Origin of the sequence: Clostridium sp. K13 (genome assembly GCF_019734195.1) — a bacterium.
In the GTDB taxonomy this organism is placed as follows: Bacteria; Bacillota; Clostridia; order Clostridiales; family Clostridiaceae; genus Clostridium.
Window position 1 is genome coordinate 24,327 of record NZ_JAASHM010000015.1, and the last position, 26,587, is coordinate 50,913.

26 protein-coding genes and 2 tRNA genes are annotated in these 26,587 nt (G+C 28.5%); 10 read left to right on the forward strand and 18 right to left on the reverse strand.

Annotated elements, in window-relative coordinates; genetic code table 11:
* Nucleotides 1-145 precede the first annotated feature (145 nt).
* The 6 genes from HCG76_RS09990 to HCG76_RS10015 all read right to left on the reverse strand — a co-directional run bounded on the left by HCG76_RS09990 (nucleotide 146) and on the right by HCG76_RS10015 (nucleotide 5,116).
* Nucleotides 146-676 (reverse strand): signal peptidase I, encoded by a 531-nt coding sequence (locus HCG76_RS09990; RefSeq protein ID WP_221700189.1) that lies wholly within the window; start codon nucleotides 674-676, stop codon nucleotides 146-148.
* 441 nt (nucleotides 677-1,117) lie between these two features.
* Nucleotides 1,118-1,193, reverse strand: a tRNA-Val gene (locus HCG76_RS09995).
* Nucleotides 1,194-1,201: 8 nt separating this feature from the next.
* Nucleotides 1,202-1,276 (reverse strand) — tRNA-Glu (locus tag HCG76_RS10000).
* A gap of 157 nt (nucleotides 1,277-1,433) precedes the next feature.
* Nucleotides 1,434-2,306: a ComEC/Rec2 family competence protein gene (locus HCG76_RS10005; protein WP_260458091.1), complete on the reverse strand. Its 873-nt coding sequence runs from the start codon at nucleotides 2,304-2,306 to the stop codon at nucleotides 1,434-1,436.
* Between the two features lie 267 nt (nucleotides 2,307-2,573).
* Nucleotides 2,574-4,385, reverse strand: coding sequence for an FUSC family protein (locus HCG76_RS10010; protein WP_221700190.1), 1,812 nt, complete (start codon nucleotides 4,383-4,385; stop codon nucleotides 2,574-2,576).
* Nucleotides 4,386-4,516: 131 nt separating this feature from the next.
* The gene (locus tag HCG76_RS10015) at nucleotides 4,517-5,116 is read right to left on the reverse strand and encodes a hypothetical protein (protein WP_221700191.1); all 600 of its coding nucleotides are present in this window, start codon (nucleotides 5,114-5,116) and stop codon (nucleotides 4,517-4,519) included.
* A 257-nt stretch (nucleotides 5,117-5,373) separates the two neighbouring features.
* On the opposite strand from HCG76_RS10015, the gene pdxS reads away from it, so the two are divergent.
* From pdxS to HCG76_RS10040, 5 genes are read left to right on the forward strand one after another with little or no spacing between them, the layout of a single operon-like run.
* Entirely contained in the window at nucleotides 5,374-6,243 is an 870-nt protein-coding gene (pdxS, locus tag HCG76_RS10020) for a pyridoxal 5'-phosphate synthase lyase subunit PdxS (protein WP_221700192.1), read from the forward strand.
* Nucleotide 6,244: 1 nt separating this feature from the next.
* Nucleotides 6,245-6,814, forward strand: a complete 570-nt coding sequence (gene pdxT, locus HCG76_RS10025; protein WP_221700193.1) for a pyridoxal 5'-phosphate synthase glutaminase subunit PdxT — start codon at nucleotides 6,245-6,247, stop codon at nucleotides 6,812-6,814.
* Between the two features lie 56 nt (nucleotides 6,815-6,870).
* On the forward strand, nucleotides 6,871-7,020 hold the full coding sequence (locus tag HCG76_RS10030) for a spore coat associated protein CotJA (RefSeq protein ID WP_221700194.1): 150 nt from the start codon (nucleotides 6,871-6,873) through the stop codon (nucleotides 7,018-7,020).
* A 12-nt stretch (nucleotides 7,021-7,032) separates the two neighbouring features.
* A complete protein-coding gene (locus HCG76_RS10035; RefSeq protein WP_221700195.1) occupies nucleotides 7,033-7,281 on the forward strand; it encodes a spore coat protein CotJB in 249 nt (82 codons plus the stop codon).
* A gap of 13 nt (nucleotides 7,282-7,294) precedes the next feature.
* Nucleotides 7,295-7,855 carry a manganese catalase family protein gene (locus HCG76_RS10040; RefSeq protein WP_221700196.1) on the forward strand — a complete coding sequence of 187 codons (561 nt, stop codon included), beginning with the start codon at nucleotides 7,295-7,297 and terminating at the stop codon, nucleotides 7,853-7,855.
* A 121-nt stretch (nucleotides 7,856-7,976) separates the two neighbouring features.
* Here HCG76_RS10040 and HCG76_RS10045 read toward each other — a convergent pair whose 3' ends face one another.
* From HCG76_RS10045 to HCG76_RS10060, 4 genes are all read right to left on the reverse strand, one after another.
* The gene (locus tag HCG76_RS10045) at nucleotides 7,977-9,182 is read right to left on the reverse strand and encodes an NAD(P)/FAD-dependent oxidoreductase (protein ID WP_221700197.1); all 1,206 of its coding nucleotides are present in this window, start codon (nucleotides 9,180-9,182) and stop codon (nucleotides 7,977-7,979) included.
* A gap of 340 nt (nucleotides 9,183-9,522) precedes the next feature.
* A complete protein-coding gene (locus tag HCG76_RS10050) occupies nucleotides 9,523-9,750 on the reverse strand; it encodes a hypothetical protein (protein WP_221700198.1) in 228 nt (75 codons plus the stop codon).
* 9 nt (nucleotides 9,751-9,759) lie between these two features.
* Entirely contained in the window at nucleotides 9,760-10,137 is a 378-nt protein-coding gene (locus HCG76_RS10055; protein WP_221700199.1) for an SHOCT-like domain-containing protein, read from the reverse strand.
* Nucleotides 10,138-10,153: 16 nt separating this feature from the next.
* Nucleotides 10,154-10,519, reverse strand: a complete 366-nt coding sequence (locus tag HCG76_RS10060; RefSeq protein WP_311776392.1) for a DUF2089 domain-containing protein — start codon at nucleotides 10,517-10,519, stop codon at nucleotides 10,154-10,156.
* Between the two features lie 310 nt (nucleotides 10,520-10,829).
* On the opposite strand from HCG76_RS10060, the gene HCG76_RS10065 reads away from it, so the two are divergent.
* Nucleotides 10,830-12,140: a DUF1002 domain-containing protein gene (locus HCG76_RS10065; RefSeq protein WP_221700201.1), complete on the forward strand. Its 1,311-nt coding sequence runs from the start codon at nucleotides 10,830-10,832 to the stop codon at nucleotides 12,138-12,140.
* A gap of 255 nt (nucleotides 12,141-12,395) precedes the next feature.
* Here the strand turns inward: HCG76_RS10065 and HCG76_RS10070 are convergent, their stop codons facing one another.
* From HCG76_RS10070 to HCG76_RS19070, 6 genes are all read right to left on the reverse strand, one after another.
* The gene (locus tag HCG76_RS10070; protein ID WP_221700202.1) at nucleotides 12,396-13,274 is read right to left on the reverse strand and encodes an ROK family protein; all 879 of its coding nucleotides are present in this window, start codon (nucleotides 13,272-13,274) and stop codon (nucleotides 12,396-12,398) included.
* Nucleotides 13,275-13,356: 82 nt separating this feature from the next.
* Nucleotides 13,357-13,809: a YhcH/YjgK/YiaL family protein gene (locus tag HCG76_RS10075; RefSeq protein WP_221700203.1), complete on the reverse strand. Its 453-nt coding sequence runs from the start codon at nucleotides 13,807-13,809 to the stop codon at nucleotides 13,357-13,359.
* A gap of 3 nt (nucleotides 13,810-13,812) precedes the next feature.
* Complete coding sequence (locus tag HCG76_RS10080) at nucleotides 13,813-15,354, reverse strand: sodium:solute symporter (RefSeq protein ID WP_221700204.1); 1,542 nt, start codon at nucleotides 15,352-15,354, stop codon at nucleotides 13,813-13,815.
* Nucleotides 15,355-15,382: 28 nt separating this feature from the next.
* Nucleotides 15,383-16,249 carry an N-acetylneuraminate lyase gene (locus HCG76_RS10085; protein ID WP_221700205.1) on the reverse strand — a complete coding sequence of 289 codons (867 nt, stop codon included), beginning with the start codon at nucleotides 16,247-16,249 and terminating at the stop codon, nucleotides 15,383-15,385.
* A 56-nt stretch (nucleotides 16,250-16,305) separates the two neighbouring features.
* Entirely contained in the window at nucleotides 16,306-16,974 is a 669-nt protein-coding gene (locus HCG76_RS10090; RefSeq protein ID WP_221700206.1) for an N-acetylmannosamine-6-phosphate 2-epimerase, read from the reverse strand.
* Nucleotides 16,975-17,295: 321 nt separating this feature from the next.
* Entirely contained in the window at nucleotides 17,296-19,863 is a 2,568-nt protein-coding gene (locus HCG76_RS19070) for a collagen-like repeat preface domain-containing protein (protein WP_311776393.1), read from the reverse strand.
* Between the two features lie 184 nt (nucleotides 19,864-20,047).
* Here HCG76_RS19070 and HCG76_RS10100 point away from each other — a divergent pair, with 184 nt between their 5' ends.
* Complete coding sequence (locus tag HCG76_RS10100) at nucleotides 20,048-20,566, forward strand: NUDIX domain-containing protein (protein WP_221700207.1); 519 nt, start codon at nucleotides 20,048-20,050, stop codon at nucleotides 20,564-20,566.
* 162 nt (nucleotides 20,567-20,728) lie between these two features.
* Here HCG76_RS10100 and HCG76_RS10105 read toward each other — a convergent pair whose 3' ends face one another.
* Together HCG76_RS10105 and HCG76_RS10110 are read right to left on the reverse strand one after the other, a co-directional pair.
* Nucleotides 20,729-21,832, reverse strand: coding sequence for a DHHW family protein (locus tag HCG76_RS10105; RefSeq protein WP_221700208.1), 1,104 nt, complete (start codon nucleotides 21,830-21,832; stop codon nucleotides 20,729-20,731).
* A 13-nt stretch (nucleotides 21,833-21,845) separates the two neighbouring features.
* Complete coding sequence (locus HCG76_RS10110) at nucleotides 21,846-23,222, reverse strand: MBOAT family O-acyltransferase (protein WP_221700209.1); 1,377 nt, start codon at nucleotides 23,220-23,222, stop codon at nucleotides 21,846-21,848.
* Nucleotides 23,223-23,517: 295 nt separating this feature from the next.
* On the opposite strand from HCG76_RS10110, the gene nadA reads away from it, so the two are divergent.
* The 3 genes from nadA to nadC are packed head-to-tail and all read left to right on the forward strand — an operon-like array spanning nucleotide 23,518 to nucleotide 26,529.
* Nucleotides 23,518-24,423 carry a quinolinate synthase NadA gene (nadA, locus tag HCG76_RS10115; RefSeq protein WP_221700210.1) on the forward strand — a complete coding sequence of 302 codons (906 nt, stop codon included), beginning with the start codon at nucleotides 23,518-23,520 and terminating at the stop codon, nucleotides 24,421-24,423.
* 5 nt (nucleotides 24,424-24,428) lie between these two features.
* Complete coding sequence (locus HCG76_RS10120) at nucleotides 24,429-25,712, forward strand: L-aspartate oxidase (RefSeq protein ID WP_221700211.1); 1,284 nt, start codon at nucleotides 24,429-24,431, stop codon at nucleotides 25,710-25,712.
* On the forward strand, nucleotides 25,690-26,529 hold the full coding sequence (gene nadC, locus HCG76_RS10125) for a carboxylating nicotinate-nucleotide diphosphorylase (protein ID WP_221700212.1): 840 nt from the start codon (nucleotides 25,690-25,692) through the stop codon (nucleotides 26,527-26,529). Before HCG76_RS10120 ends, nadC begins: the two co-directional genes overlap by 23 nt.
* Nucleotides 26,530-26,587 lie beyond the last annotated feature (58 nt).

Genomic DNA, 26,587 nt, shown 5'->3' on the forward strand with positions numbered 1-26,587 from the left:
TTGTAATTTATTACAAATATCTCTTTTTTATATTTTTTGTAATATCTTACAAATAATTTTTTTATAAGATATTACAAAAAGCTGTACATGATTGTACAGCTTTCATCTATTTTATTGTCTTATTATTCTAAGATATAAATTTAATCTAAATAGCTTTTTTATAATGTTTCCTTACAACATTCTTTTTATTATCTGCAAAACAAAATTCATAAATTATAAGAATTGCAATAATTGTAGATAATAATATAATTCCAATTGGTGAACCTACAAAATGATAAAAATATCCAACCTTAGGTATTCTAAACATATATTCACCAATAATATTTGATTTATTTAAATGCTCCTCATCTAAGCTATTATTATCGCCTTTAGTGATTAACTTATCACCATGAATTTCAGTAATTCTATGGGTAGCTATAAATCCATCCTTTTGAAAAGTTACTATATCTCCAACCTCTAAATGATTAACATTAATTTTTTTAATAAAAATAACATCACCCTCATCTATTGTTGGTTTCATACCATTAGTTATAATTACATAACTTTTAAACTTTATTAAATTATAAATATTATCAAATTTACTGGATAAGTTACCAACTAAACCTATAGATAATATTACAAATAAAAATAAACATAAAAAACTTCCTATTCTTACAAAGTGTCTTTCAAATTTCATAATTAGCCCTCTACATTTTCTTATTGCTTTAATATTAATATAATTTAAATAATAAACTTTTATAGTTTATCTTAAAGTAAAAATTATTTTACTTTTTTCTCTATATTTTTATTATATTTACCCTTTTTTTTAACGTCAAACTATTTTATTCGCATTATTTCATCAAATTATAATTAATTAATTATATTAATTGCTACTTTTTATATTTTTATTTTATATTTTATTGAACTTAATACTTAATTTACATTGTTTTAATTTATTTTTTTATAATTTTAAACTTATCATTAAAAATTCATTTCATTGAAAATCAATATTTACTTTTTTTATAATTGTATATTAAAAAAATTTTTTAATTTTAAATCTAATTAAAAAATATCCAAAATCCTCTAATACTTTCTTTATTTAATGATAAAAAAAAGACGAGTATAAATACTCGTCTTTTGGTGGAAACAACAGGGATCGAACCTGTGACCCTCTGCTTGTAAGGCAGATGCTCTCCCAGCTGAGCTATGCTTCCAAATTTAATGGTGACCCCTAGGGGAATCGAACCCCTGTTACCACCGTGAAAGGGTGGTGTCTTGACCGCTTGACCAAGGGGCCTTAATAAAAATATTATTTAAATAATATTTTTGCAACTTGCTTTATTAATATAATATATATTAAATCTTATGTCAACACCTTATAATAATATTTTTATAAAAAAAGAAAGCTACTAATATACTTTAAAAATATTATCAGCTTTCATTAAAATATTAAACTATTTTTGAATAAAATATATATTTTCTCCATCACTCTTAATACTTATATCCCCACTACTTGTATAAAATGTTTTTATTTTTTGCTCATTTAATAAAGAAATAAGCTTTCTATCTGGATACATAAAATATGAACATGTAATTGCTGCATAACTTGGTGAAACTGACTCTAAAAATTTCCCCACCTCATCATTATATATTCCATGATGAGCCATTTTTAAAAAAGTATAATTTCCAGTATCCTCTTCTATAAACTCTTTCATTCTCTCATCTTCAGCATCTCCAGTAAATAAAAATCTATATTTTCCATAATCAACTCCAACAATAATGGAATAATCATTTGATTTATCATAAGTATCTTTAATTGCTGGATATATTGTTATTTTAGCTCCATTTATATTAGTTATTATATTACTGTGTAATAATATTGGATTTAGCTCATTTCTTTCAACTGCCTCAATATAATTTTTATATTGAACAGTATTTTTTTCATAGTCAGCCTGAACTAAATTATTTATCTTAAAGTTATCTAAAATAATAGGAGCTCCTCCAATATGATCTTTATCATTATGACTTAAGATTAAATATTCTATCTCTTCAACATCTTTATAATTTAAAAATTCTTTTATTTTTGTACTATTTTCATAAAATCCACAATCTATAATAATAAACTTTCCTTCTGCTTCTATTAAAATAAAATCTGATTTTCCAGTACTTAAAATATCTATTTCAAAAGGTAATTTCACAGTAACATCTGCATCTACCCATCTTTTACTATCATTTTTTATTTTTAAAAAGCTTATAATACTACAAATCATTATAAAAATAACTATAATTGCTCTAATCTTAGCCTTTTTTATTAAAGTAGTCTTCATTTATATCACTTCTTAATTACTAAATATTTCTTTATATTATTATACTCTTTAACATATATAAGTTATACATAAAAAAACAAAATAACATTTTTAAAATTATGTTATTTTATTCTCACATTATTTTCATATAGCTGACATAAAATTGACATATTAATTAACTATACTTATATTCATAAAGTACAACACCTACCAACCAAGCAGTGTTGTAATTAGTTTAATATCATTCCCTTCACAGAAGGGTATAGATTAGTTTCCCCTATTTCTAATCTATACCCTTTTTATTAATTCTTTTATATTATTATTAAATTCACTATATAATTTACTTATGTACTTAAAAATATTCTCATTATATTTTTTCTTATAAACCATTAAAACCTTATATCCAATCCTAACTACAAATTCATTATTTTTATCGATAAAATTACTTATTTCATCATCACCATATTGTAAATTTCTAAGGTATAATTTTTGAGTTAAAAGCGTTGTATGTATTATTAAATCTCTTATATAATTATCTTCTTTACTTTTATTTAAATAATCCCTACTAACATCTACTAAATATTGATCATATCTTAATATTTTCTTTATTAACTGCATTATTCCATCCTTCAATTTGTACGGAAAAATAAATTTATTTGCTACTAAAACAATTATTACACCTATTATTACGTAAAAAATTCTATATATTAATAATTTATTTAAACTTACTGACAAGGAAGATATGCTAATAGACGCCATAGCTGCAAACAATGAAATTTTATAATATTCTTTAAATCCATAAAGTAAATATAATGATATAACTAATATCAAAATAGTTACCCATTCAGTATTAAATATATGTATAATTATACCTGTAAATAAAATTGCTATTACATTTCCTTTTAATCTTTCTCTACTTTTTACAATAGTATCCTCATAATACGGTTGCATAATTGACATTATAGTTACAATAGCCCATATAACTTTATAAAATCCTAATAATTCTGCTATAAATATAGAAAATGTTAATGTTATCGACATTCTCATTGCAAATTTAAATCTTATTGATGACGGTACAAAATATTCTTTAAAAACTACCTGTGGTTTATCTAAATAACTTCTTTCCCATTCTTTATAAATCATATTTGCTTCTTTATCACTTAATTCTTCTGATTCTTTAATCTGATCTATTATTGATGTTACTATAAGCAATACTTCATTAAATATAATAGAACCTTTCTTGTACTTTTCATTTATAAATTTATTTTTATAAATAACATCATTTAATTTACAAGTTTTTTTTGAATATTTTATTATTAACTCAACCAATGATAAAAAATCTAACATCTCTTCTTTAGATATCTTACTTTTATTATAATGTTCATATACTCTTTTTAGATATATATTTAAATACTCTATATTTAGATATAATTTAAACTGTATAGTTCCTAAGTTAGTAGTAAGATACCTTTTATAACGTGTTATATATACCTTATACACTAAATCCATCATTATTTTAGAACAATTCTCCGTTAATTTTTCATCAAATTTATTTTCTATAATATTTTGAATTTGATTTTCTATATTAAAAAAAGCAGCTTTAACGCTATTTCCCATTATTTCTTTTCCAGTGGTTCTTTTTATATATGTTCCTGCTACAATAACTACTGCACCAAAAACTACAGCTAATAATCTATTAGGTAGCTCATAAATAGGAATACTTGTATACTGTGTAAAAACATAAAGCATTATAAATGGCTTATACAAAGTTGCATCATATGGTGATGTTACAATATATATAAGCAAAAATATTGCAAAAAAGTCAATTATAACTCCTGTCCATATATTTAAAGATGATAAAAAGGCAATTAAAACTATTAATAAATCTAATAATAATATTCTTATAACTCTATTAATTGGTTTAACATAAAAATTTTGTCTTCCTATTACAGTTGAAGTTAAAGCTATTGGAAATGCTATCATTATATTTTTCATACCAAATAAAATTGCAACACCACTCATAGTAATTACTACAACAGTTCCATTTCTAATCATAGATGTCACATTCATATTGTATTTTCTAATAATGTAATTAAACATTTTGTCACCTCCTTTATTAAACGCAATAAAATATTCTTTATTACTTTTTCCTTATAAATACTTAACTATTCTATTACACAAATTTAAAAATAAAAAAATGTAAAGGATACTTATTATTTCTCCTTTACATTTTATTTTTCTTTTAAATTATTAATTTGCTTTTGCAATTCTTCAATCTGCTTATTTAATAATTCTATAGATTGTTTTAATTCATATATCTCATTATTTGATTCCTTTTCTTTTGATGAATTGCTACTAGTAGTTTTTTTCTTTTTATTAGATGCTACATTAGCTTGGCTTTCATCATTTGCACTTGAACAAAAGGGATTATCTGCATTCCTATAAATATAATTATAATACCTTCCTGGTCCACCTTGGTAATATTGTTGTTGTGCATTAAAAACTTCAATGGCTTGCCCTACTAATTGCAACCAGTTACCAACTACATTTTGAATGTTAAATGGAAGATTTCCAGCTATAATATTTCCAAGCAATTCTCCAATAACAAGTAAAAGTTGTGGTGGTATATCTTGAAACCCTCCTGGAATATCACTACATGCTTCTCTTTGACTTTTAGTAGAATCTGCATTAGAACTACCAAATCTACACTCCTCACAAGTTTCTTCACTATTATCAGTATTTTCATTCCCCTTTTCTGAAGTAAAGGAGCTTATATAATCATTAAAACTTTTTATAAACTCATCAAAACCATTAAAGCCATTTTGATCCATAATTCTCACCATAAAAACTAATCACTATTATGATACTCTTTAAATTTTTATTTGATACAATATCAGAATTTAGCTATTTAATTCCTATACTAAATTTAAAAGTAAAAACCTTATATTTTCACAATTAAATCTGAATAAATTTTATATTTCAAAAGGTCAAATACCATATATTGTATGCATACATTTGTTGTTATAAATAAATACAGTTATTATTATACCTATATTTTTATTTTATGTAATTTTATAGAGGTATTATCATGAGTAGATTAGAATTAAACAAAAACTTAGCTCAAATGTTAAAAGGTGGAGTTATAATGGATGTTACAACTCCAGAGGAAGCAATTATTGCCGAAAAAGCTGGTGCTTGTGCTGTAATGGCACTTGAAAGAGTTCCTTCTGATATAAGAAAAGAAGGTGGAGTTGCTAGAATGTCAGATCCTAAAATGATTAAAGAAATTCAAGCTGCTGTTTCCATTCCTGTTATGGCAAAAGTTAGAATTGGTCATTTTGTTGAAGCTCAAATACTAGAAGCATTAGGTATTGATTATATTGATGAAAGTGAAGTATTAACTCCTGCAGATAATAGCTATCATATAAATAAGCATGATTTTAAAGCTCCATTTGTATGTGGTGCAAGAAATTTAGGTGAAGCTCTTAGAAGAATTGGTGAAGGTGCTTCAATGATAAGAACAAAAGGAGAAGCTGGCACTGGAGATGTTGTACAAGCAGTTACTCATATGAGAACTATTTGTGATGATATGAGAAGAGTAAAAAATTCACCTAAAGAAGAACTTATGACCTTAGCCAAAGAGTTTAATGCTCCTTATGATTTAATACAATATGTATGGGAAAACGGAAAGTTACCTGTTGTAAACTTTTCTGCTGGTGGAATTGCAACCCCTGCTGATGCCGCATTAATGATGCAATTAGGCTGTGATGGAGTATTTGTTGGTTCTGGAATATTTAAATCTGGTAACCCTGAAAAAAGGGCTAGAGCAATTGTTTTAGCTACAACTTATTACAATGATCCTATTAAATTAGCTGAAATATCTGAGGATTTAGGTGATGCAATGAGTGGAATTAACTGCAATGAAATTACTTCTAGATACGAAGAAAGAGGATGGTAAAATGAAAATAGGTGTGTTATCACTTCAAGGCGGTGTAATAGAACATATTAATGCTATTTTATCATTAGGTCATGAAGCTATAGAAGTTAAAACATTAGAAAACCTTAAAAATATAGATGCATTAATACTTCCAGGTGGTGAAAGTACAACTATAGGTAAACTTTTAAAAATTACCGAACTTTTAAATCCACTACGAAAAATGATTCAAAATGGATTACCTGTATGGGGAACATGTGCTGGTATGATTTTACTTGCAAAAAATATAGAAAATGAAGAAACTACTCACTTAGGTGTTATGGACATTACAGTTAAAAGAAATGCTTATGGCACTCAATTAGATAGTTTTACTACAAATACTATAATTAAAGAAATTAGTAAATCTCCCATAGAGTTAGTATTTGTAAGAGCTCCTTATATAACTGATGTTAATCCTAATATATCTATTATTGCAACGCTAGATAATAATATAGTTGCAGTAAGACAAGATAATATTCTTGCAACCTCATTTCATCCTGAACTTACTAATGATACTTCATTTTTAAATTATTTTATTAACAACATAGTAACATAATATTAAATTCTCTCATATTATATTATGAATACACTTTATTAAAGGATGATGTTTATATGAACAAAAGAGAAAAAAATGATTATGCCAAAACTATTATTGTTCCTCAAAAATACGAAAACCTTCTAAATCCTACAACTGCATTAAAACTAGGTACTATATTTAAAGATTTATATAGACCTTACACTAAAAATGATAGCAGATATTAGGAGGTATTATTTATGTGTAAAAATGATTTGTTAAATGAAATAAAAAAATATCAATTTTATGCTGTAGAATTAAATCTTTATCTCGATAATTTTCCAAATAATCCAAAGGCGCAAAATGATTATAAAGTAATTTCTAAAAAACTTGATAATCTAATAATGGATTATGAAAATACTTTTGGTCCATTAAGAAACTTTGGTTCTGCTTATTTTGAAAATCCAACCGCTTGGGTAGAATCACCCTGGCCTTGGGAAAATTATTAAGGAGGTTTAATTTATGTGGTACTATGTTAAAACTTTAGAATATCCAATTAATTTAAAATCTAACGATTTAAAAATGGCTAAATTCCTTATGTCTCAATATGGAGGACCTGATGGTGAATTAAGTGCTGCTTTAAGATATTTAAACCAAAGATATACTATGCCTACTGGAAAATCAAAAGCATTATTAACTGATATAGGCACTGAAGAAATGGCTCATGTGGAAATGATTGCAACTATGATTTATCAACTAATGTCAAATGCTTCATTAGATGATTTAAAAAAAGCTGATTTAGCTGCTCATTATACAGATCACGGCAGAGCTTTATATTATACTGATTCACAAGGTAATCCTTGGACAGCAACTTATATTCAAGCTAAAGGTGATGTTATCGCAGACCTTCATGAAGATATGGCTGCTGAACAAAAAGCTAGAGCAACTTATGAATGGCTTATAAATTTAACAGATGATCATGATATTAAAGACATTCTTAAATTCCTAAGACAAAGAGAAGTTGTTCATTTTCAAAGATTTGGTGAAGCTTTAATGGATGTACAAGATTATATTAAATATTAATTTTGAAGCTTTGATTTTAATCTAACATTATAAAATTAAGTAGATAAGTTATAACTTATCTACTTTCCTTTTATTCTTTCAATTATATATTTAACCAAGCTTTTCTTTGCTTAATATTTATTTAAAAGTCTGATCCTGCTAAATATCCAGTTGAAAAAGCCATTTGTAAATTATAACCACCTGTTTCAGCATCAATATCTATAACTTCTCCTGCAAAATAAAGATTGTTAATTATCTTAGATTCCATTGTTGAAGCATTAATTTCCTTTACTTTAACTCCTCCTGAAGTAACTTGTGCTGCTTTAATAGTTAAAGTTTCTCTTGCTGTAAGCTTCATTTCTTTAATATACTCTATGATTTTATTCTCATCTTCTTTTCTTAAATCACTAGCCTTAACTTCACTTAAATCTAGAACTTCAAATACTACCTTTAAGAAGTTTTGTGGAAGAATTCCCTTTAAATTATTAAGTACTGTTTTATTGGGGTTACTTCTTATTAATTGTGATAATTCCTCTTTGGTTTTATCTTTTAAAAAGTCTAAGTTTACTTCTACCTCTCCCTCTCCTAAAGCCTTACTTAAATATGAAGATAGCTTTAAAACTGCTGGTCCGGATATTCCAAAGTGAGTAAATAACATATCCCCAAACTTTTCAACCTTTTTCTTTTTCAATTTAGCTGAAACTACAACATCTTTCATTGCAACACCTTGTAATTTTTTCACAAACTCTTCTTTTATAACAAGAGGGATTAATGCTGCATAAATTGGTGTTATTGTATGCCCATGTTTTTCTAACACTTCATACATAGCTCCATCTGAACCTGTATGTGGAAAACTTTTTCCTCCTGTAGTTATTATAACCTTATCACCTAATATTTTTTCACCATAAGAAGTTATAACACCTTTAATAACTCCCTCTTCTACTATTAAGTCATTTATTAATGTATTATATCTAACTTTAACTTTATTATTTTCTAAATCGCTTCTTAAAAGCTCTATAACTTCATCAGCTTTATCACTTTTTGTATATACTTTCTCATCAAGCTCAACTTTATATTCAAGCCCATTATTACTAAAGTATTCTAAAAGTGAATAATTTGAAAATGTATATAAAGCACTATATAAGAATTTCTTATTATTTACTATCTTATCAAAAAATTCTTCAATATCTCTATTATTAGTTATATTACAACGACCACCACCAGTAAGTCTTAGCTTCATTCCAATTTCTTTATTTCTTTCTATTAATGTAACTTCATTATTTTTTGCTGCACTAAGAGCTGCCATAATTCCAGCAGGTCCTCCCCCAACAACTATAACTTTAGCCAAACTTGTCACCTCACTAAATTTCCTTTGTTCAATTACCCATTATATCATAAATAATATTCAAATTTTTAATTTTGTTAATCTAAATTAAATCAAACTTAGAATTTAGATTTTCTTATATGTACACTGTAGTATAAATATAAAAATTAAAACTATTAGTGTATTTAATATATTATAATTTTCTCCATAAAATCTATATATAATAACAAAAGGTAATACATAAATTTTATGCATTACCCTTTATCAATAAGTTTAATTATTTAAATCTATTTCTTCATCTTTTCTCTCAATATCTACTGACAAAATAATCTCTTCATAAATGCACTTATAGTTATTTAATAAATTAAACTATTATTTTAACTTTATCCCCATCTTCTGAAGTTATATTAACAACTTCAAGCCCCTTATAATTTTTCAACTCTTTCTTACAATATTTAATCATAGCTAAAATAGTTTTTTTATCTTCTTTACTAATTTCTTTGCTTGGAATTAATCTTATACATGTGCTAGCAAGTGATAATGGAACTGGAATTGATAAATTAGTATCTTTTGAATTTATCTTAATTTTCATAACCATCACCTACTCAACTAAAATTTTAACTATATCTCCATCTGCTGAATTTATATTTAATATTTCTCCCATAACAGAAGAATCTAATGAACTACTTATAATATCAATTAATTCATCCATATTTACTCCATCTACATTTGTTGACATCATAGGTAACTTACCAGTAGCTTTTATTATTGTTTTTATTACTTTAACAGGTAATTTAAGTTTTACCTCATCTCCTTCATGACTTTCGATATTAACCCTTAACATCTTATTATCATAATCCTTAACTGTGATTATTTCTTGACTTGGTTGTTCTAATGCATCTATAAGCTCCTTTGCTTTATCAGCATTTAACTTTCCTTCCTCAACCATCTTTAAAATTCTCATAACCTCTTCATTCATTCTCTTATACCTCCAATTATTCTTTTAATTTTTTTAAAGCCTCATCTGCAGATATTTCTCCTTTTTCTAAAGCTTCTAAAATATCTGTCTTTTCCTTTTTACTTTGCGTTTCCTTTATAACATCATATCCTAAAGCTAGTATTACTTCATCAAGCTTTGCTCTAACTGTTGGATAAGATATACCTAACTCTTTTTCTACATCTTTTATACTCCCTCTGCATTTCACAAAAGTTTCTATAAAATAAAGTTGTTGAGAAGTTAAATAATCAAATTTTGATAAACTAAATTCATTTTCTATAGTTGTACTACACCTTGCACATTTTAATCTTATAACTTTAAGATTTTGATTACATACAGGACATTTACTTAAAACCTTATACACGCAACTCACCTCTTGTCTATATATTACCATTATTTTTATTATCTGTAAATCATCTATTTAATATTTTTAATTCTGATATTAATTTTTTTTATTTTTTTATCTATTTTATTAATTTTTTTAATATATTAATTAATTTTTCTTATAATAATATTATTTTAATCTTTTTTAAGAAATTGTTCGTTTGATTTTAATAAATTAATCATATATAATTTATTAAAATAGGTAATACATACTGCTTTAACTATCTAATTCCATTTAGGTAATTTTATTACCTTATCATTGAAATAATTTATTTAAAAAGGAGATACTTATGGGATTAAAGAAGAGAATTTCAGCATTACTTATATGTGGTGCAATTATTTTAGGAAATGTAACACCAGTTTTTGCTGATGTTGCTAATGTAGTAACATTAGGTGCAAACCTAACTGATGAGCAAAAGCAAATAGTTCTAGACTACTTTGGAGTAAAAGAAAATGAAGTAGTTGTATTAGAAGTTAATAATCAAGAAGAAAGAAAATATTTAGAAGGAATAGCCCCTGAAGCTCAAATAGGTACAAGAACTTATTCTTGTGCATATGTACAACCTACTAAAAAAGGAAGTGCTATTAATGTTAAAACTGTAAACTTAACATATGTTACTTCTTCTATGATTGCAAGTACTCTTACAACTTGCGGAATTACTGATGCAAATGTAATAGCTATGACTCCATTGTCAGGAGGGGTTAGTGGTACTGGTGCCTTAACTGGAATAATGAAAGCTTTCGAAGACGCTACTGGCGAACCTCTTGATGAAGAAAAGAAAGAAATCGCATCTGAAGAATTAGTTATAACTGGTGACTTAGGTGAAGATATTGGACAAGATAAAGCTACTGGAGTAATTAATGATATAAAGACCGAAATCATAAAAAATAATACTCAAGATACTATCCAAATTGCAGATACAATAAATAATGTGACTAATAATTACAATATAACTTTAACACCAGAACAACAACAACAATTAGAAAGTTTAATGGCTAAGGTTGCAGCACAAGATTATGATTATAAAGAGATGAAAGATGCTTTAAATAGCGTTAAAGACGTAGTTAATCAAAAGCTAGATGAAATGGGTGAAAAAGTATCAACTGGTGTAATTGATTCTATAAAAGAATGGTTTACTGGAATTGGTGATTGGTTCACTGGTTTATTTAATAATAACGATAAAGATTTAGGAATATTAGAAACAACTAATGATAATCTTTTAGGTGATAATGTTGTAGTTGATGCAACTGATAAAGATGCTATAAAATTACCAACTACTGAGGAAACTAAAGGTTTCTTCCAAAAAATTTGGGATTGGTTTACTGGTTTATTTGATAATAACACTGATACAAATGAATCTGAAAACAATGAAAATTCTACAGAACAGGTTGATGCTCCTATTATAGGCGGTCCTGAAGATAATGACTCTAATACTACAGGCGATACTGTAACTACACCTGAAGAAAATACTGGTGAAGAAACTTCTCCTCAAGAAGATACTACTGAAGAAAATGATACAAATTCTACTACTGACAATACAGATAACTCAAATGTAGATACTTCTCAGGATGAAAATAATACTGAAAATACTAATAATTAACAATAACACGAGATCGGATCAAAACTTTATTCTACACACTTTTATTTAAGGTAAGAGTGAATATTTAAGGTTGAAACTGCCATGGCAGTTTCTTAAAATATATATTTTTTAATTCAGCTTAGCTGAATTATTTCCTTAACTTTTCACTCTTACTTCTTCACTCCTCACTAAATAAATTGCCTTGCAATTTATTCATTATGTGAATTAATAGTTTTGATACGGCCTCTTTTAAATTTTTCTCTTTATATGTTCTAACTATCTATTTTTAAAATTATATAAAGCGCCTAGCATTCCTGCATTGTTTTGATTTTCTGCAAATTCTATTCTAACATTATTATATACACTTTCTATAAGTTTTTCTTTTAATGATGTTTTTATTTTTTCCTCTAAATATTCTTTTTGTGCCATTATTCCTCCACCAAGTACTACTACCTCTGGATTAATAACATAAACAATATAAGAAATTCCTAATGTTAAATTATCTACTAATTTATCTATTTCTTCAATACAATCAATATCACCCTTCTTAGCTAAATCAAAGATTATTTTACCATTAATATCAGATTTATCAATATTTTTTCTTGCTGCAACTTTTTCTACTAACTTACTAGTTGCCGCAACATCTTGAAGATCCTCTCCATTTATTTTCATATATCCAACTTCTCCAGCACTATTGCTGAATCCAGGAAGTACCTTTCCATTAATTATAACGCATCCACCTATTCCTGTACCAATAGTAAGACATACACAAGAGTGTGAATTTTTAGCTGCTCCAAGCCAAAACTCACCTAATCCAGCACAATTAACATCATTCTCTACTTCGCATCTAATTTTAAACTCTTTTTCTAATTCTTTTTTAATTTCAACACCTATATAATTAGGTATTAAACTAGATGCATATATTATCTTTCCTTCCTTAGGATCTACCATCCCTGCAGTTGATACACATATACCATCTACTTTATGTTCAATAATATAATTTCTTACTATGTCTTTTACTTTTTCTAAAATTGATAAGCCGCCTTTGCTTGCTTCTGTATCCATTTGGGCCATTTTAATTATTTCGCCATCTTCTCTTGTAACTGAATGTTTTATTGCTGTTCCACCAATATCTATACAAATATATTTTTTCATAATATCACCCTTACTGCTTATTTTAACTTACTACTAATCCAAGTTCTTAAAAGGGAGTATAGAAATACTCCCCTTATTTATTTTAAACTATCTTTACTTTAAATATTGCTTTCTTTATATTTTCACTTTCATTTACTCTTATAGCTGTCATATGAGCATCTTCTGGATAGCATATTAGAAAATCACCTTTTGCTAATATCACACTTGCTGATTCATTCCCATTTAGAGGTAAGAAATCACTATCTTCTTCATATTCCTTTTGCTCTAAATTATCAATATGATTAAGTGAAATTTTCTCTGTTCCATCTAATATTAAGTGAACATCAATATACTTTCTATGAGCTTCCCAAAATCTCTCATCTTTATCAACTGTATTATAAGATACAATATTAACAAATACATCATCACCATTAATTTCATGACTTCCTGTATTAAATGTTTTTAAATCATTTTCAAGAGAATATTTAAAGCATGCTAAAATTCTTTCATCTATAAAACTATATCTTTCTTTGTCTTTTATATTTCCAAAAATCATATTTTATACTCCTTCTAACTCGCCTCTTAAAACCTCATCAGTTTGTCTATCACAATAAACTGTTGCAGCTTCTAGCGTATCTGCTTTCTTTCCTGTTACAGCTAATTCTATAGAACTTGTTATATATCCAACAACTACTGATGTTGAAATAGATATAATTGCATATGCCCATGAAGTTACACTTGGAACATTATATTTTAAGAACACAACTAATAGTGCTGATACTCCAAAGGCTACATAAGCACCTAAGCTTGTTGCTTTCTTTGTAAATGCTCCTAAAACGAAAATTCCAGCTAATACTCCAAGAACTAATCCCATAAAGCTATTAAACCATTCATAAGCTGATTTAATTTCTCCATTAGCAAGTATCATAGATACTAAAATTGATACAATACCAACTCCTAATGATACATATTGAGCTATCTTAGTTTGTTTTTCAAAACTTAACTCTTTAGAAGATATTTTAGATTGAATATCTAATGTCCAGCTTGTTGCAACTGAGTTTAATCCAGTTGATAACGTTGATTGTGATGCTGCATAAATAGCTGCTAATAATATACCTGTAATACCTACTGGTAATTGGAAAGCTATATATGATGCAAATATTTGGTCTTGTTGTGCAGTTTGTAATAGTGCTGGATTTTGATTATAGAAAACAAATAATGCTGTTCCTATTAAGTAAAATACAGTAGCTAAGAATATTGATAATACACCATTACCATAAGTCATTTTCTTCAATTGTTTAATATCTGTTGTAGTAGTAAATCTTTGTACTATATCTTGACTTGATATATAAGATGAGAATGTGTTAAACCCTGCACCTACTAAGATTATAAATGCACTGCTCTTTAATATGTTTATATCAAAAACAACATCTGTTGGTGCTAAGAACTTTCCTCCAGCTAATTCACCCAATACTGCTCCTATTCCACCATCAATATTAAATAATAAGAACCCTAAAGCAAATGTTACACCAACTATTAATACCATCCCTTGAATAAAGTCAGTCCATAATACTGATTTTAATCCTCCTGTATATGAGTATATTATTGCAATAACACCCATAACAATTATTAATAAATTAACGTTTATACCTGTAAGTTGTGCTAATACCATGGAAGGTAAATACATAATTATTGACATACGTCCAATTTGGTAAACTATAAACATTACAGCCCCAAGTATTCTAAGTCCCTTATTTTTATATCTTACTTCTAAATATTCATATGCTGTGTCTATTTTTAATCTGCTATATAAAGGTAAGAAAAATCTTATTGTTAATGGAATTGCAATAAGCATACCTAATTGTGCAAACCATAAAATCCAACTTCCGCCGTAAGAATTTCCTGCTAATGATAAGAATGATATTGGACTTAGTAATGTAGCAAATATAGAAACTGATGTAACCCACCAAGGAATAGTTCCATCCCCTTTAAAGAATTCTTTACCCTTCATTTCTTTCTTTGAGAATGCTAGCCCTGCTAATAAAACTGCCCCTAAATATACTACTAGCACAACCATATCAACCCATGTAAAACCCTTCATTTCACTCACTCCCTTATACCTTTAAATTTTAGAAGTATTTGTTATAAATAACTTTAGCTTGTTCAATCATTTCTGGAGTAGCTTCTTTCATAGGTTTTCTACAATATCCAGCTTCAACTCCTTCTTCTTCTAATAATAGTTTTAATGTTCCATATAATCCGTTAGCTAAAATATCTGTTATTAAATCATTTGTTACATGTTGAACTTCTAAAGCTTCGGCTATTCTTCCATCTCTAGTTAATTCAAATATCTCTCTTGCTCTCTTACCGTTTACATTAAATGTTGAACCAATTGCTCCATCAACTCCTAAAACAGTTGCTGGTAACATCATTTCATCAAATCCAGCATAGATTAATTTATCAGGGAATCTCTTTCTCATTCTTTCTAATAAATAAAAATCTGCTGCTGTAAACTTAACACCTATTATTTTTTCATTTTCAAATAGCTCTGCAAATTGATCTAAACTCATATTTACTCCTGTTAAAAATGGAATTGAGTAAATTATCATAGTATTATCTACTGAATTAATTATTGTATTATAGTAATCCTTAATTTCTTGGAAATCAAATTTATAATAAAAAGGTGTTACTGCAGATAAAGAATCATATCCAAGTTCTGTTGCATATTTTGCAAGCTCTACTGATTCCTTAACATTAATAGATCCTACTTGTGCTATTAATTTAACTGCATCTTTTGCTTCATCTTTTGCAATTCTAAATATTTCTTTCTTTTCTTCTGTTGATAGCATAAAGTTTTCACCTGTACTACCACCTACATATAAACCATCAACTTTATTTTTATCAATATTATGTCTTATAATTTGTCTTAAGCCCTTTTCGTTGATATTTCCTTCCTTATCAAAAGATACTAATAATGCTGAATAAATTCCCTTCATTGTTAAACCCTCCATTTTATAAACTTTTAATTATTATTTTTAAAAAAATTATTTATTTACTTATTTATTGCATTAACAAATTTCTTTGTTATTAACTGTGGTCTTGTAATTGCTCCTCCAACTACACATGAATGAGCTCCACATTTTAATGCTTCTCTTAATTCCTTAGGCGTATTTATCTTTCCTTCCCCAATTACAGGTATTTTTAAGTCTTTAGCTAACTTGCTAATAAGATCTAAATCAGGTCCATCTCCTTGAGTTGAATAATCAGTATATCCTGATAACGTTGTAGATACACAATCAACTCCTAATTTTTCTGCTTTTACTGCCTCTTCATAAGTAGATATATCAGCCATAACTAATACTCCATTATCTTTTATATAGTCTATCAAATCTTTTAATGACTCTCCATTTGGTCTAGTTCTATTAGTAGCATCTAAAGCAATCATTTCACACTTAGTAGTAAGTAACTTGTCCACTTCTTCTTTTGTTGGAGTTATATATATTTCTGAATCACTATAGACTTTTTTTATTATTCCAATAACCGGTAGCGATGTAACTTTTTTTATTTCTAATATATCTTCTACGCCTTGAGCTCTTATAGCAACTGCTCCACCTTCTTTAGCCGCTTTAGCCATTCTTCCCATTATAAAAGAACTATGTAATGGTTCATCTTCTAAAGCTTGACAAGAAACTATAAGCTTTCCTCTTATTTCATTAAACATATAAATTCACCCCTTAATATTTAAGAAAATATTTTTCATTCATTAACTTAATAATATCATGTAATCATTTACCTCGCAACCCTTTTCGGAATTTTTTTTCATTTTATTGTTATATTTTTATACTAGAGTTGTTTTTTTATATTTTTTATTTAATATAAAGAAATATATTTTCATTTTTGCTAGTTATAATTATAAAGATTATTTGAAAGTTATTTTCATTTCATAAATACTATTTATAAAATTTATTAAAATAAAAGGATCACTAAACTCTAAATTAGTGATCCTAAAATAAAACTTATACTAATTATCTAAGCAATATATTTATGCTAATCTAAATATTGTTACTGTAGCTGCATTAATTCTAACATTCTTAACATCTTGAGTTAAATTAGTTAGCCTTATAACATAATCTTCTTCAGGAGTTATTATTACGCCTAATGAAATACTATTAGAGTTTACATTTCGTGAAATTGATGCTACGTGCTCACTACTTGGAATAATATTTCCATCATTATCTGTTAATGCAAAAATAATCTCTTTACTATCTCCTTCAACACGAGAATTAATTGAATAAGATATTGTATACTTAGCAAAATATGATTTATTGGCTGATAATTCTATATCAGTACTATTTTCAATATGCCTTATATTTTCTCCTGTAATATCATTTTCTGGGAAACTTACGTTATATCTATATGGTACAACTTGCTCATTTCCAAATTCTCTAAATATTACTCCATAATCACTTATAGTTCCTGATGGCCCAGTTGCTCCTGTTGCTCCAGTTGCTCCTGTTGCACCAGTTGCTCCTGTTGCTCCTCTTGGTCCTGTTGCTCCAGTTGCTCCTACTGGTCCTCTTTCTCCTGTTGCTCCTCTTGGACCTGTTGCTCCTGTTGCTCCTTGTTCTCCTTGGATACCTTGTTCTCCTTGAATACCTTGTGGTCCTTGTTCTCCTTGGATACCTTGTGGTCCTTGTTCTCCTTGGATACCTTGCTCTCCTTGGATACCTTGCTCTCCTTGGATACCTTGTTCTCCTTGAATACCTTGTGGTCCTTGTTCTCCTTGGATACCTTGTTCTCCTTGGATACCTTGTGGTCCTTGTTCTCCTTGGATACCTTGCTCTCCTTGGATACCTTGTGGTCCTTGTTCTCCTTGAATACCTTGTTCTCCTTGGATACCTTGTGGTCCTGTTGCTCCTGTTGGTCCTTGTGGTCCTTGTACTCCTTGTGGCCCTGTTACTCCTTGTGGTCCTGTTACTCCTGTTGCACCTTGTGGTCCTGTTGCTCCTCTTGCTCCTGTTGCTCCTCTTGCTCCTGTTGGCCCTGTTGGTCCTTGTGCTCCAGTTGCTCCTTGTGCTCCTGTTGGCCCTGTTGCTCCTTGTGGTCCTGTTGCTCCTGTTGCTCCTATTGATCCTGTTGCTCCTTGTGGGCCTGTTGCTCCTGTTGCTCCTCTTGCTCCAGTTACTCCTTGTGGTCCTGTTGGTCCTATTGGTCCTTGTGCCCCAGTTACTCCTTGTGGTCCAGTTACTCCTTGTGGGCCTGTTGCTCCTGTTGCTCCGGTTGCTCCAGCGACCCCTTGTGGTCCTGTTGGTCCTATTGGCCCTTGTGCCCCTGTCACTCCTTGTGGTCCAGTTACTCCTTGTGGGCCGGTTACTCCTGTTGGTCCTTGTGGTCCTGTTGCACCTCTTGATCCAGTTGCTCCTTGTGGTCCTGTTGGTCCTATTGGCCCTTGTGGTCCGGTTACTCCTTGTACTCCAGTTGCTCCTGTTGCTCCTGTTGCTCCGGTTGCTCCTTGTGGTCCTCTTGATCCTGTTGGTCCTTGTGCTCCTGTTGGTCCTATTGGTCCTTGTGCCCCTGTTGGCCCTATTGGTCCTTGTTGCCCAGTTACTCCTTGTGGTCCTGTTGCTCCTGTTGCTCCTGTTGCTCCTCTTGCTCCGGTTGCTCCTGTTGCTCCTCTTGCTCCTGTTTCACCTTGTGATCCTGTTGCTCCTGTTGCTCCTGTTGCTCCTCTTGCTCCGGTTGCACCAGTTGCTCCTCTTGCTCCAGTTGCTCCAGTTGCTCCTGTTGCTCCTTGTGGTCCTGTTGCACCTTGTGGTCCTGTTGCACCAGTTGCTCCTCTTGCTCCAGTTGCTCCTGTTGCTCCTTGTGGTCCTCTTGCTCCAGTTGCTCCTGTTGCTCCTTGTGGTCCTCTTGCACCTTGTGGTCCTGTTGCACCAGTTGCTCCAGTTGCTCCTCTTGCTCCGGTTGCACCAGTTGCTCCTCTTGCTCCAGTTGCTCCAGTTGCTCCAGTTGCTCCTGTTGCACCAGTTGCTCCTGTTGCTCCTGTTGCTCCTGTTGCTCCTATTGATCCTGTTTCACCTTGTGATCCTGTTGCTCCTGTTGCTCCTCTTGCTCCGGTTGCACCAGTTGCTCCTCTTGCTCCAGTTGCTCCTCTTGCTCCAGTTGCTCCAGTTGCTCCAGTTGCTCCAGTTGCTCCTGTTGCTCCTTGTGGTCCTGTTGCACCAGTTGCTCCTCTTGCTCCAGTTGCTCCTGTTGCTCCTTGTGGTCCCCTTGCCCCAGTTGCTCCTTGTGGTCCTGTTGCACCAGTTGCTCCTCTTGCTCCGGTTGCTCCTGTTGGACCAGTTGGTCCTGGACAACCTTGAGGTCCCCTACATCCTGGTTCACCCTTTGGTCCCCTTGGTCCTGTTGGCCCAACACAACAACCTTTACATTCATCATCGCAATATTCCTTACAAGAATACCCCATACTTTCATCGATATTATCTGAATACAAATCTTCATTTTCATCCCAGATATTATACTGATTCATTTTATTTCTAGTTGTTCTATTCCTTCTATTTAATCTATTCCTATTATTAGGATTATTCATTGAATTACTATAGTATCGCATTTTATCCTCCCAATCATACATTCTAATTTATCATTTGGTTTATCCATACTTTCATATTATGTTTTTAAAATGTTATTGTTACATAGCATTTAGACAAAATACTCCATTATATTACATTTACCTTTATGATATAATATTCTTAAAATAAAATATTTAAAACTATTATATACAAGGAGATATATTTATGAAGTTTTATGAAACTACTGTTAAAGAAACTGTAATATATAATGGTAACTATTTAGATCTAATAAATGTAGATGTTAAATTACCTGATGGAAATCTATCTAATAGGGATATAATTAAACATCCTGGAGCTTGTGCTATAATCCCATTTCTAACTGATAATCAAGTAATACTAATAGAACAATTTAGAAAACCTCTAGAAAAAACTATACTTGAAATTCCTGCTGGAAAGCTTGATAAAAATGAAGAAATTATAAATTGTGCTCATAGAGAATTAGAAGAAGAAACTGGCTATAAAGCTAAAGAAATGATCTATCTTGGAAGTATTGCTACAGCACCTGGATTTTGTGATGAAATAATACATTTATATAAAGCTACTAATTTATATAAAGGAACAAAATCATGTGATGAAGATGAATTTACAGATATTAAAATTTTTACCTTAGATGAAATTAAAGATATGATTAGAAATGGCGATATTATAGATACCAAAACTATAAGTATTTTATCATTTTTATAATATTTCTATAAATAGAGTAAAGTAAAATATCATTTTATTTAATATAAGAGCGAAAAGTGAAGGTTGAAACTGCTATGATAGCTTCTTGAAATATAGTTTTTTAATTCATCTAATCTGAATTATTTTCTTAACTTTTCACTCTTACTTCTTCACTTAATAATTTTAGTATTTAAGCTTTAAAATAGTATTTTCTGTAGATAAATTTATAAAATTATATAGTATTAAAATATTATCAAAAGTATTTTCATCTAAATACTCACTTAATTTACTACTAAAACTTCTTAAATCAACTACATGAATTTCCTCATAGTTTTGAGTTAAAAATGGAATTAATGAATTTGCAAAAGAATCTTTTATAACTAATATTTTTTTGTCATTTTTAATAGCATTATTTTTTATTATAGTTAAAGGATTGTTACCGTATAAGAATAATGCATATTTATCTCTTAAATTTTCTTTAGAGTAATCATATATAGAATCATATATTTTATCTCCTACTAGTTCTAGCGTCAAATCATTAAATTTATAATAGGTAAGAATATCTGAATTTATATTAAAAGGTTTTGACTTTGAATAGTATGTTCCATAAAAACCTGATAGTTCAACCTTTTCAAATTCATCCAAACTTATTGCATTACCCCCAATAGAACTTATAAAACCACAATATCCTAAATATGCTCCATATGTTGTCCAATGATGATCTGTATTATAATAAATATATTTCTCTTTATTATTAATTAACTCTTTCATTAAATCTACATTATTAGTATATGACGAGTATTTATATATTTCATCAATTATTTTTTCCTGCATAATTTGAGGAGATCCTAGTGGTAAACTTTCTTTATATATCTCATAAGAATTTGGAATTACCATTAATGAAACTTTCCCCTTATATCTTTCTCCAAAATTCTTTATAGTTTCAATATTATTAATTAATCTTTCTTCATTTAATAAATCAAACTTTTCAAAAAGCTTGCCATTTTCTCCATATATTATTCCGTTATTTTCTATCTTACCTAATGCATATTCACTTATAGATTTTAAGCTTATCCATTTATCTCTTATAGGAAATTGATCATTTATATATTTTTCGTAGTTCTCTTGAAAGCTTCCATTTAAGAAATCTTTAAAAGAAAATGTTACATTTGTTTTTAAATTTCTGTTTTCTAATTCTGAAAACTCCTTATCATTACTAACCAAACTAACTATTGTTATTACTAAAGTTATTGAAATAAAACTATATAGTAAGTAATTTTTCTTCATTTAATATTACCTCCTAAAACCTAAAATATAGGAAAGGATTATAAGTTGCATCAACTAAATAAGCTATACATAATAAAAATATTGTTATTAAAATTATTGTATTTAAAATATCACTTTTTACAAATTTATTATATATATTTTTTATTATAGGTGTTGAAAACAATGTAGCAATTATAAACGTAATTCCATAATTTCTTATATAATATATCCATTCATTATCTATATTTATAGTAAACATTCTTTGTAATAATATTTTTAATTGTTCTAGATCTACTACTGCAAATATCGCCCAGCCAATGATTATAAAGAATATTGAATATATATGTGATATTATTTTGTTTTTTTCTAAAAATCTTAGTAATCCTGCTTTTTCTATACTTATTAATATAAAGAAATATATTCCCCATAATATAAAGTTATAGCTAGCTCCATGCCAAAATCCTGTTAAAAACCATACTATAAAAAGATTTATGTAAAGTCTTAATCTTCCTACTCTATTACCACCTAAAGGTATATAAACATATTCTTTAAACCAAGAACCAAGTGTAATATGCCATCTTCTCCAAAATTCAGTTATACTCCTTGATATATAAGGATAATTAAAATTTCTTGGGAAATCAAAGCCTAGTATTTTTCCAAGTCCTATTGCCATCAATGAATAACCATTAAAATCAAAATATATTTGAAATGCAAAAGCTAAAATAGATATCCATGCCATTATTGTTCCAATTTCCGAAAATCCTTTTGCTTCAACTTCTGACCAAAGTGCTCCTATATTATTTGCTATAATCACCTTACTTCCTAATCCAAGTATAAATAATTTTATACCTTCTTGAATTTGATATATATCTACTTTTCTGTTTTTTAATGCAAGATTTATATCAGTATACTTAACTATAGGACCTGCTATAAGTTGCGGAAATAAACATACAAATGCTCCAAAATTTATAATATTTTTTTCTGCTTTAACTTTTCCTAAAAATACATCTATGGTATAAGACATAGTTTGAAATGTATAAAAACTAATTCCTAAAGGTAATGTTATTTTTACATACTTTAATGATATACCTAAAATATTATTTATATTTTCTAAGAAGAAATTAAAATATTTAAAGAAAAATAACATTCCCAAATTAAATAATATGGATATAAGTAAAAACATAATACTTATCTTTTTATTTTTTCTATATTTTTCTATTCCTCTGCTGACCAAGTAGTCTACAAATATTGATGCTAACATTATTAAAAAGTACTTAGGCTCTCCCCATGAATAAAAAGCTAAACTAACACCTAACAAAGTTAAATTTTTAAATTTATTAGGAGTTAAAAAATATAAAACCATTGCTATAGGTAGAAACCTAAATATAAATAAAATACTACTAAAAACCATACTTTTCTCTCTTTCGTATACATAATAATTAAAAAATATTATAACTTCCTCAAAAAGAGTTATTAAATACTTTTCTCATCTTAATTAGACTCTATTATATGCAAATTTGTTCCTTATACAGACTTTATTTTTTCCCCATTAGGGACATTTATAAACTCTAATCTTAACATATTAGCCATATAAATAACTATTTATATTTACATACCAGGCATTATTACTAATTATTGAATTATGTATATTTTTATGTTAATCTTGTGTATATACACCTGTAAATCAAATAAAAGGAAGTGTGAAAATGAACTTAAAAGAAGAAATACTAAAATTAAAGGAAGAAAAAAATGCATTAATAGTTGCTCATCTTTATCAATGTGACGAAATTCAAGAAATAGCCGATATAGTTGGTGATTCTTATTTTTTAAGTAAACAAGCCATGGAAAGCTCAAAAGACTTAATAATATTTTGTGGCGTAAAATTTATGGCTGAAAGTGCAAAGATACTTTCTCCACATAAAAAAGTACTTATTCCATCAAATAGCACAACTTGCCCTATGGCTGATATGGCCTTGGTTAATCGCCTAGAAGATTTAAAGGACAAGCATCCAAATGCTAAAGTTGTAAGTTATATTAATTCAAATTTAGATATAAAAGCTTTATCTGATGTCTGTGTTACTTCATCATCAGCTATTGATATATTAAACAACTTGAACTCCGATGAAATAATATTTTTACCTGATAGAAATTTAGGTGGTTATTTAGCAGAACAATTACCAGACAAAAAATTCACTTTATATCCTGGATTTTGTCCAACTCATGAAAGAATTGAAAAAGATGAGATTATATCATTAAAAGAACAATATCCAAATTATCCAGTTTTAGTTCATCCTGAATGTAATAAAGAAGTTCGTGATTTAGCTGATTATATAGGAAGTACCTCTGAACTTATTAACTATAGCGCTAATTCTACTGCAGCTGGTTTTATAGTTATAACTGAAGAAGGTGTCTTCTATGAAATGAAATTAAAAAGTCCTAATAAAACTTTTATTCCTACTAAAACAGGAATGATTTGTCCTAATATGAAAAAAATATCTCTTAATGATTTATATAATTGTTTAAAAAATGAAGAATTTGAGGTTCGTATTGACGAAGAGCTTAGAGTAAAAGCTCATAAAGCTTTAGAAAATATGCATCTTTTATCTGTATAAGAAATATGAATTATGATGTTTTAATAGTTGGAACAGGTATTGCAGGCCTTTATACTGCTCTTAATTTAAGAGATGATATTAGGATATTAATGATAACTAAAAATACTTTTAAAGATTGTAATAGCTATCTTGCTCAAGGTGGAATTTCCACTTCTCTCGGTATTTTTGATGAAGAAAATTATTTTAATGATACAATGAAAGCTGGAAATTATCATAATGATACTGAAGCTGTTAAATTATTAATAAAAAACTCTATTGAAAATATTAATAATCTAGTTGAAATCGGAGTACCATTTGATAAAGATAATGATAATTTAAAATATACACGAGAAGGTGGCCATAGCAAATTTAGAATAGTTCATGTTAAAGATGAAACTGGAAAATACGTTACTGAAACTTTATTAAATATTGTATCTAAGAAAAATAATATTACCATGTTAGAAAATACAAAATTAGTAGATTTAATATGTAAAAATAATAACTGCTACGGTGGAGTTATAGAACATAACTCTGTAGTTTCCACAGTAAATAGTAAATTTACTATTTTAGCTACCGGAGGTATTGGTGGAATATTTAATTCAACTACTAATATTGAATATTTAACTGGAGATGGTCTTAATATTAGTTTAAAAAATAATATTGAAATTAAGGATATGGAATATTTACAACTTCACCCTACTGTTTTATATGAGCCAAAATCTAAAGGCAAAAAATTGCTTTTATCTGAATCTTTACGTGGTGAGGGTGGAATAATACTAAATCAAAATAAAGATGAGTTTATTGATTCTTTACTTCCTAGAGATATAGTTTCTTCTGCAATATTAAAAGAGATAGAAAATACACCTAATAAGCCTTATGTTTACCTAGATATGACTAAAAAATCAAAAGAATTTTTAATGGGTAGATTTCCTTTCTTATATAATGAATGTTTAAAAAGGGGATTTGAAATGGATAAGGATTTACTTCCAATAGCTCCTGCTCATCATTACTGTATGGGAGGAATTAAAGTAGATTTATTTTCTAGAACTTCTATGAATAATCTTTATGCTGTTGGTGAAGCTAGTTGTACTGGAGTACATGGAAGTAATAGACTTGCTAGTAATTCTCTATTAGAAGCATTAGTTTTTAGCAAGCAAGCTGCTGAAAATATTAATTCTAAAATATCTGAAATAGATTTTAAAGAAATTATTAATAATCTAACTTCATATGCATTAGATTCTTACGATGAATTAATAAACTACTTAAAAGGAAAGGTTGATAATAGATATGCTAAACTATTTAATTGTTGATAAAATAATAAAAAATGCATTAGAAGAAGATATTCCATATGGTGATATTACAGCTTCTTCAATAGTAACTAAAGGCTCTAAAGCCAAAGCTTCTCTTATAGCTAAAGAAGATGGTATAATTTGTGGATTACCTATATTTGAAAGAGTATTCGCTATATTAGGTGAAGTCACTTTTACATCATCAGTCTCAGAAGGTTCTAAGGTTACTAATGGCGATATAATTGGTGAAGTTGAAGGTAATGCTCTTAATATTTTAATGGGTGAAAGGGTTGCTTTAAATTTACTTCAAAAAATGAGCGGAATTGCAACTTTAACTAATAAATATGTACTTAAACTTCAAGGATTGAACACACAAATCTTAGATACAAGAAAAACTACAGCTAATCTTAGAATTTTAGAAAAATATGCTGTTAAAATAGGTGGTGGAAATAATCATCGATTCTCCTTATCTGATGGAATTTTAATCAAGGATAATCATATTGGATATGCTGGCAGTATAAAAGAAGCTATTAGATTAGCTAAAGCTAATTCTTCATTTGTTAGAAAAATAGAGGTAGAAACTGAATCTAAAGCTGATGTACTTGAAGCCCTTGAAGCTGGTGCTGACATTATTATGCTTGATAATATGTCCCCTTCTGAAGCTAGTGATATGGTTAAATTAATAGATGGACGTGCACTTATAGAATGCTCTGGAAATATTACTTTAGATACAGTAGTAGATTATGCATTATCAGGTGTAGATTTTATTTCCTCTGGCGAACTAACTCATTCAGTAAAAGCATTTGATATCTCTTTAAAAAACTTTACTCAACTATAACTTTCTAAAAAAAGTAATTACATTTACTTTATACTTATATATTTAAGTAAATGTAATT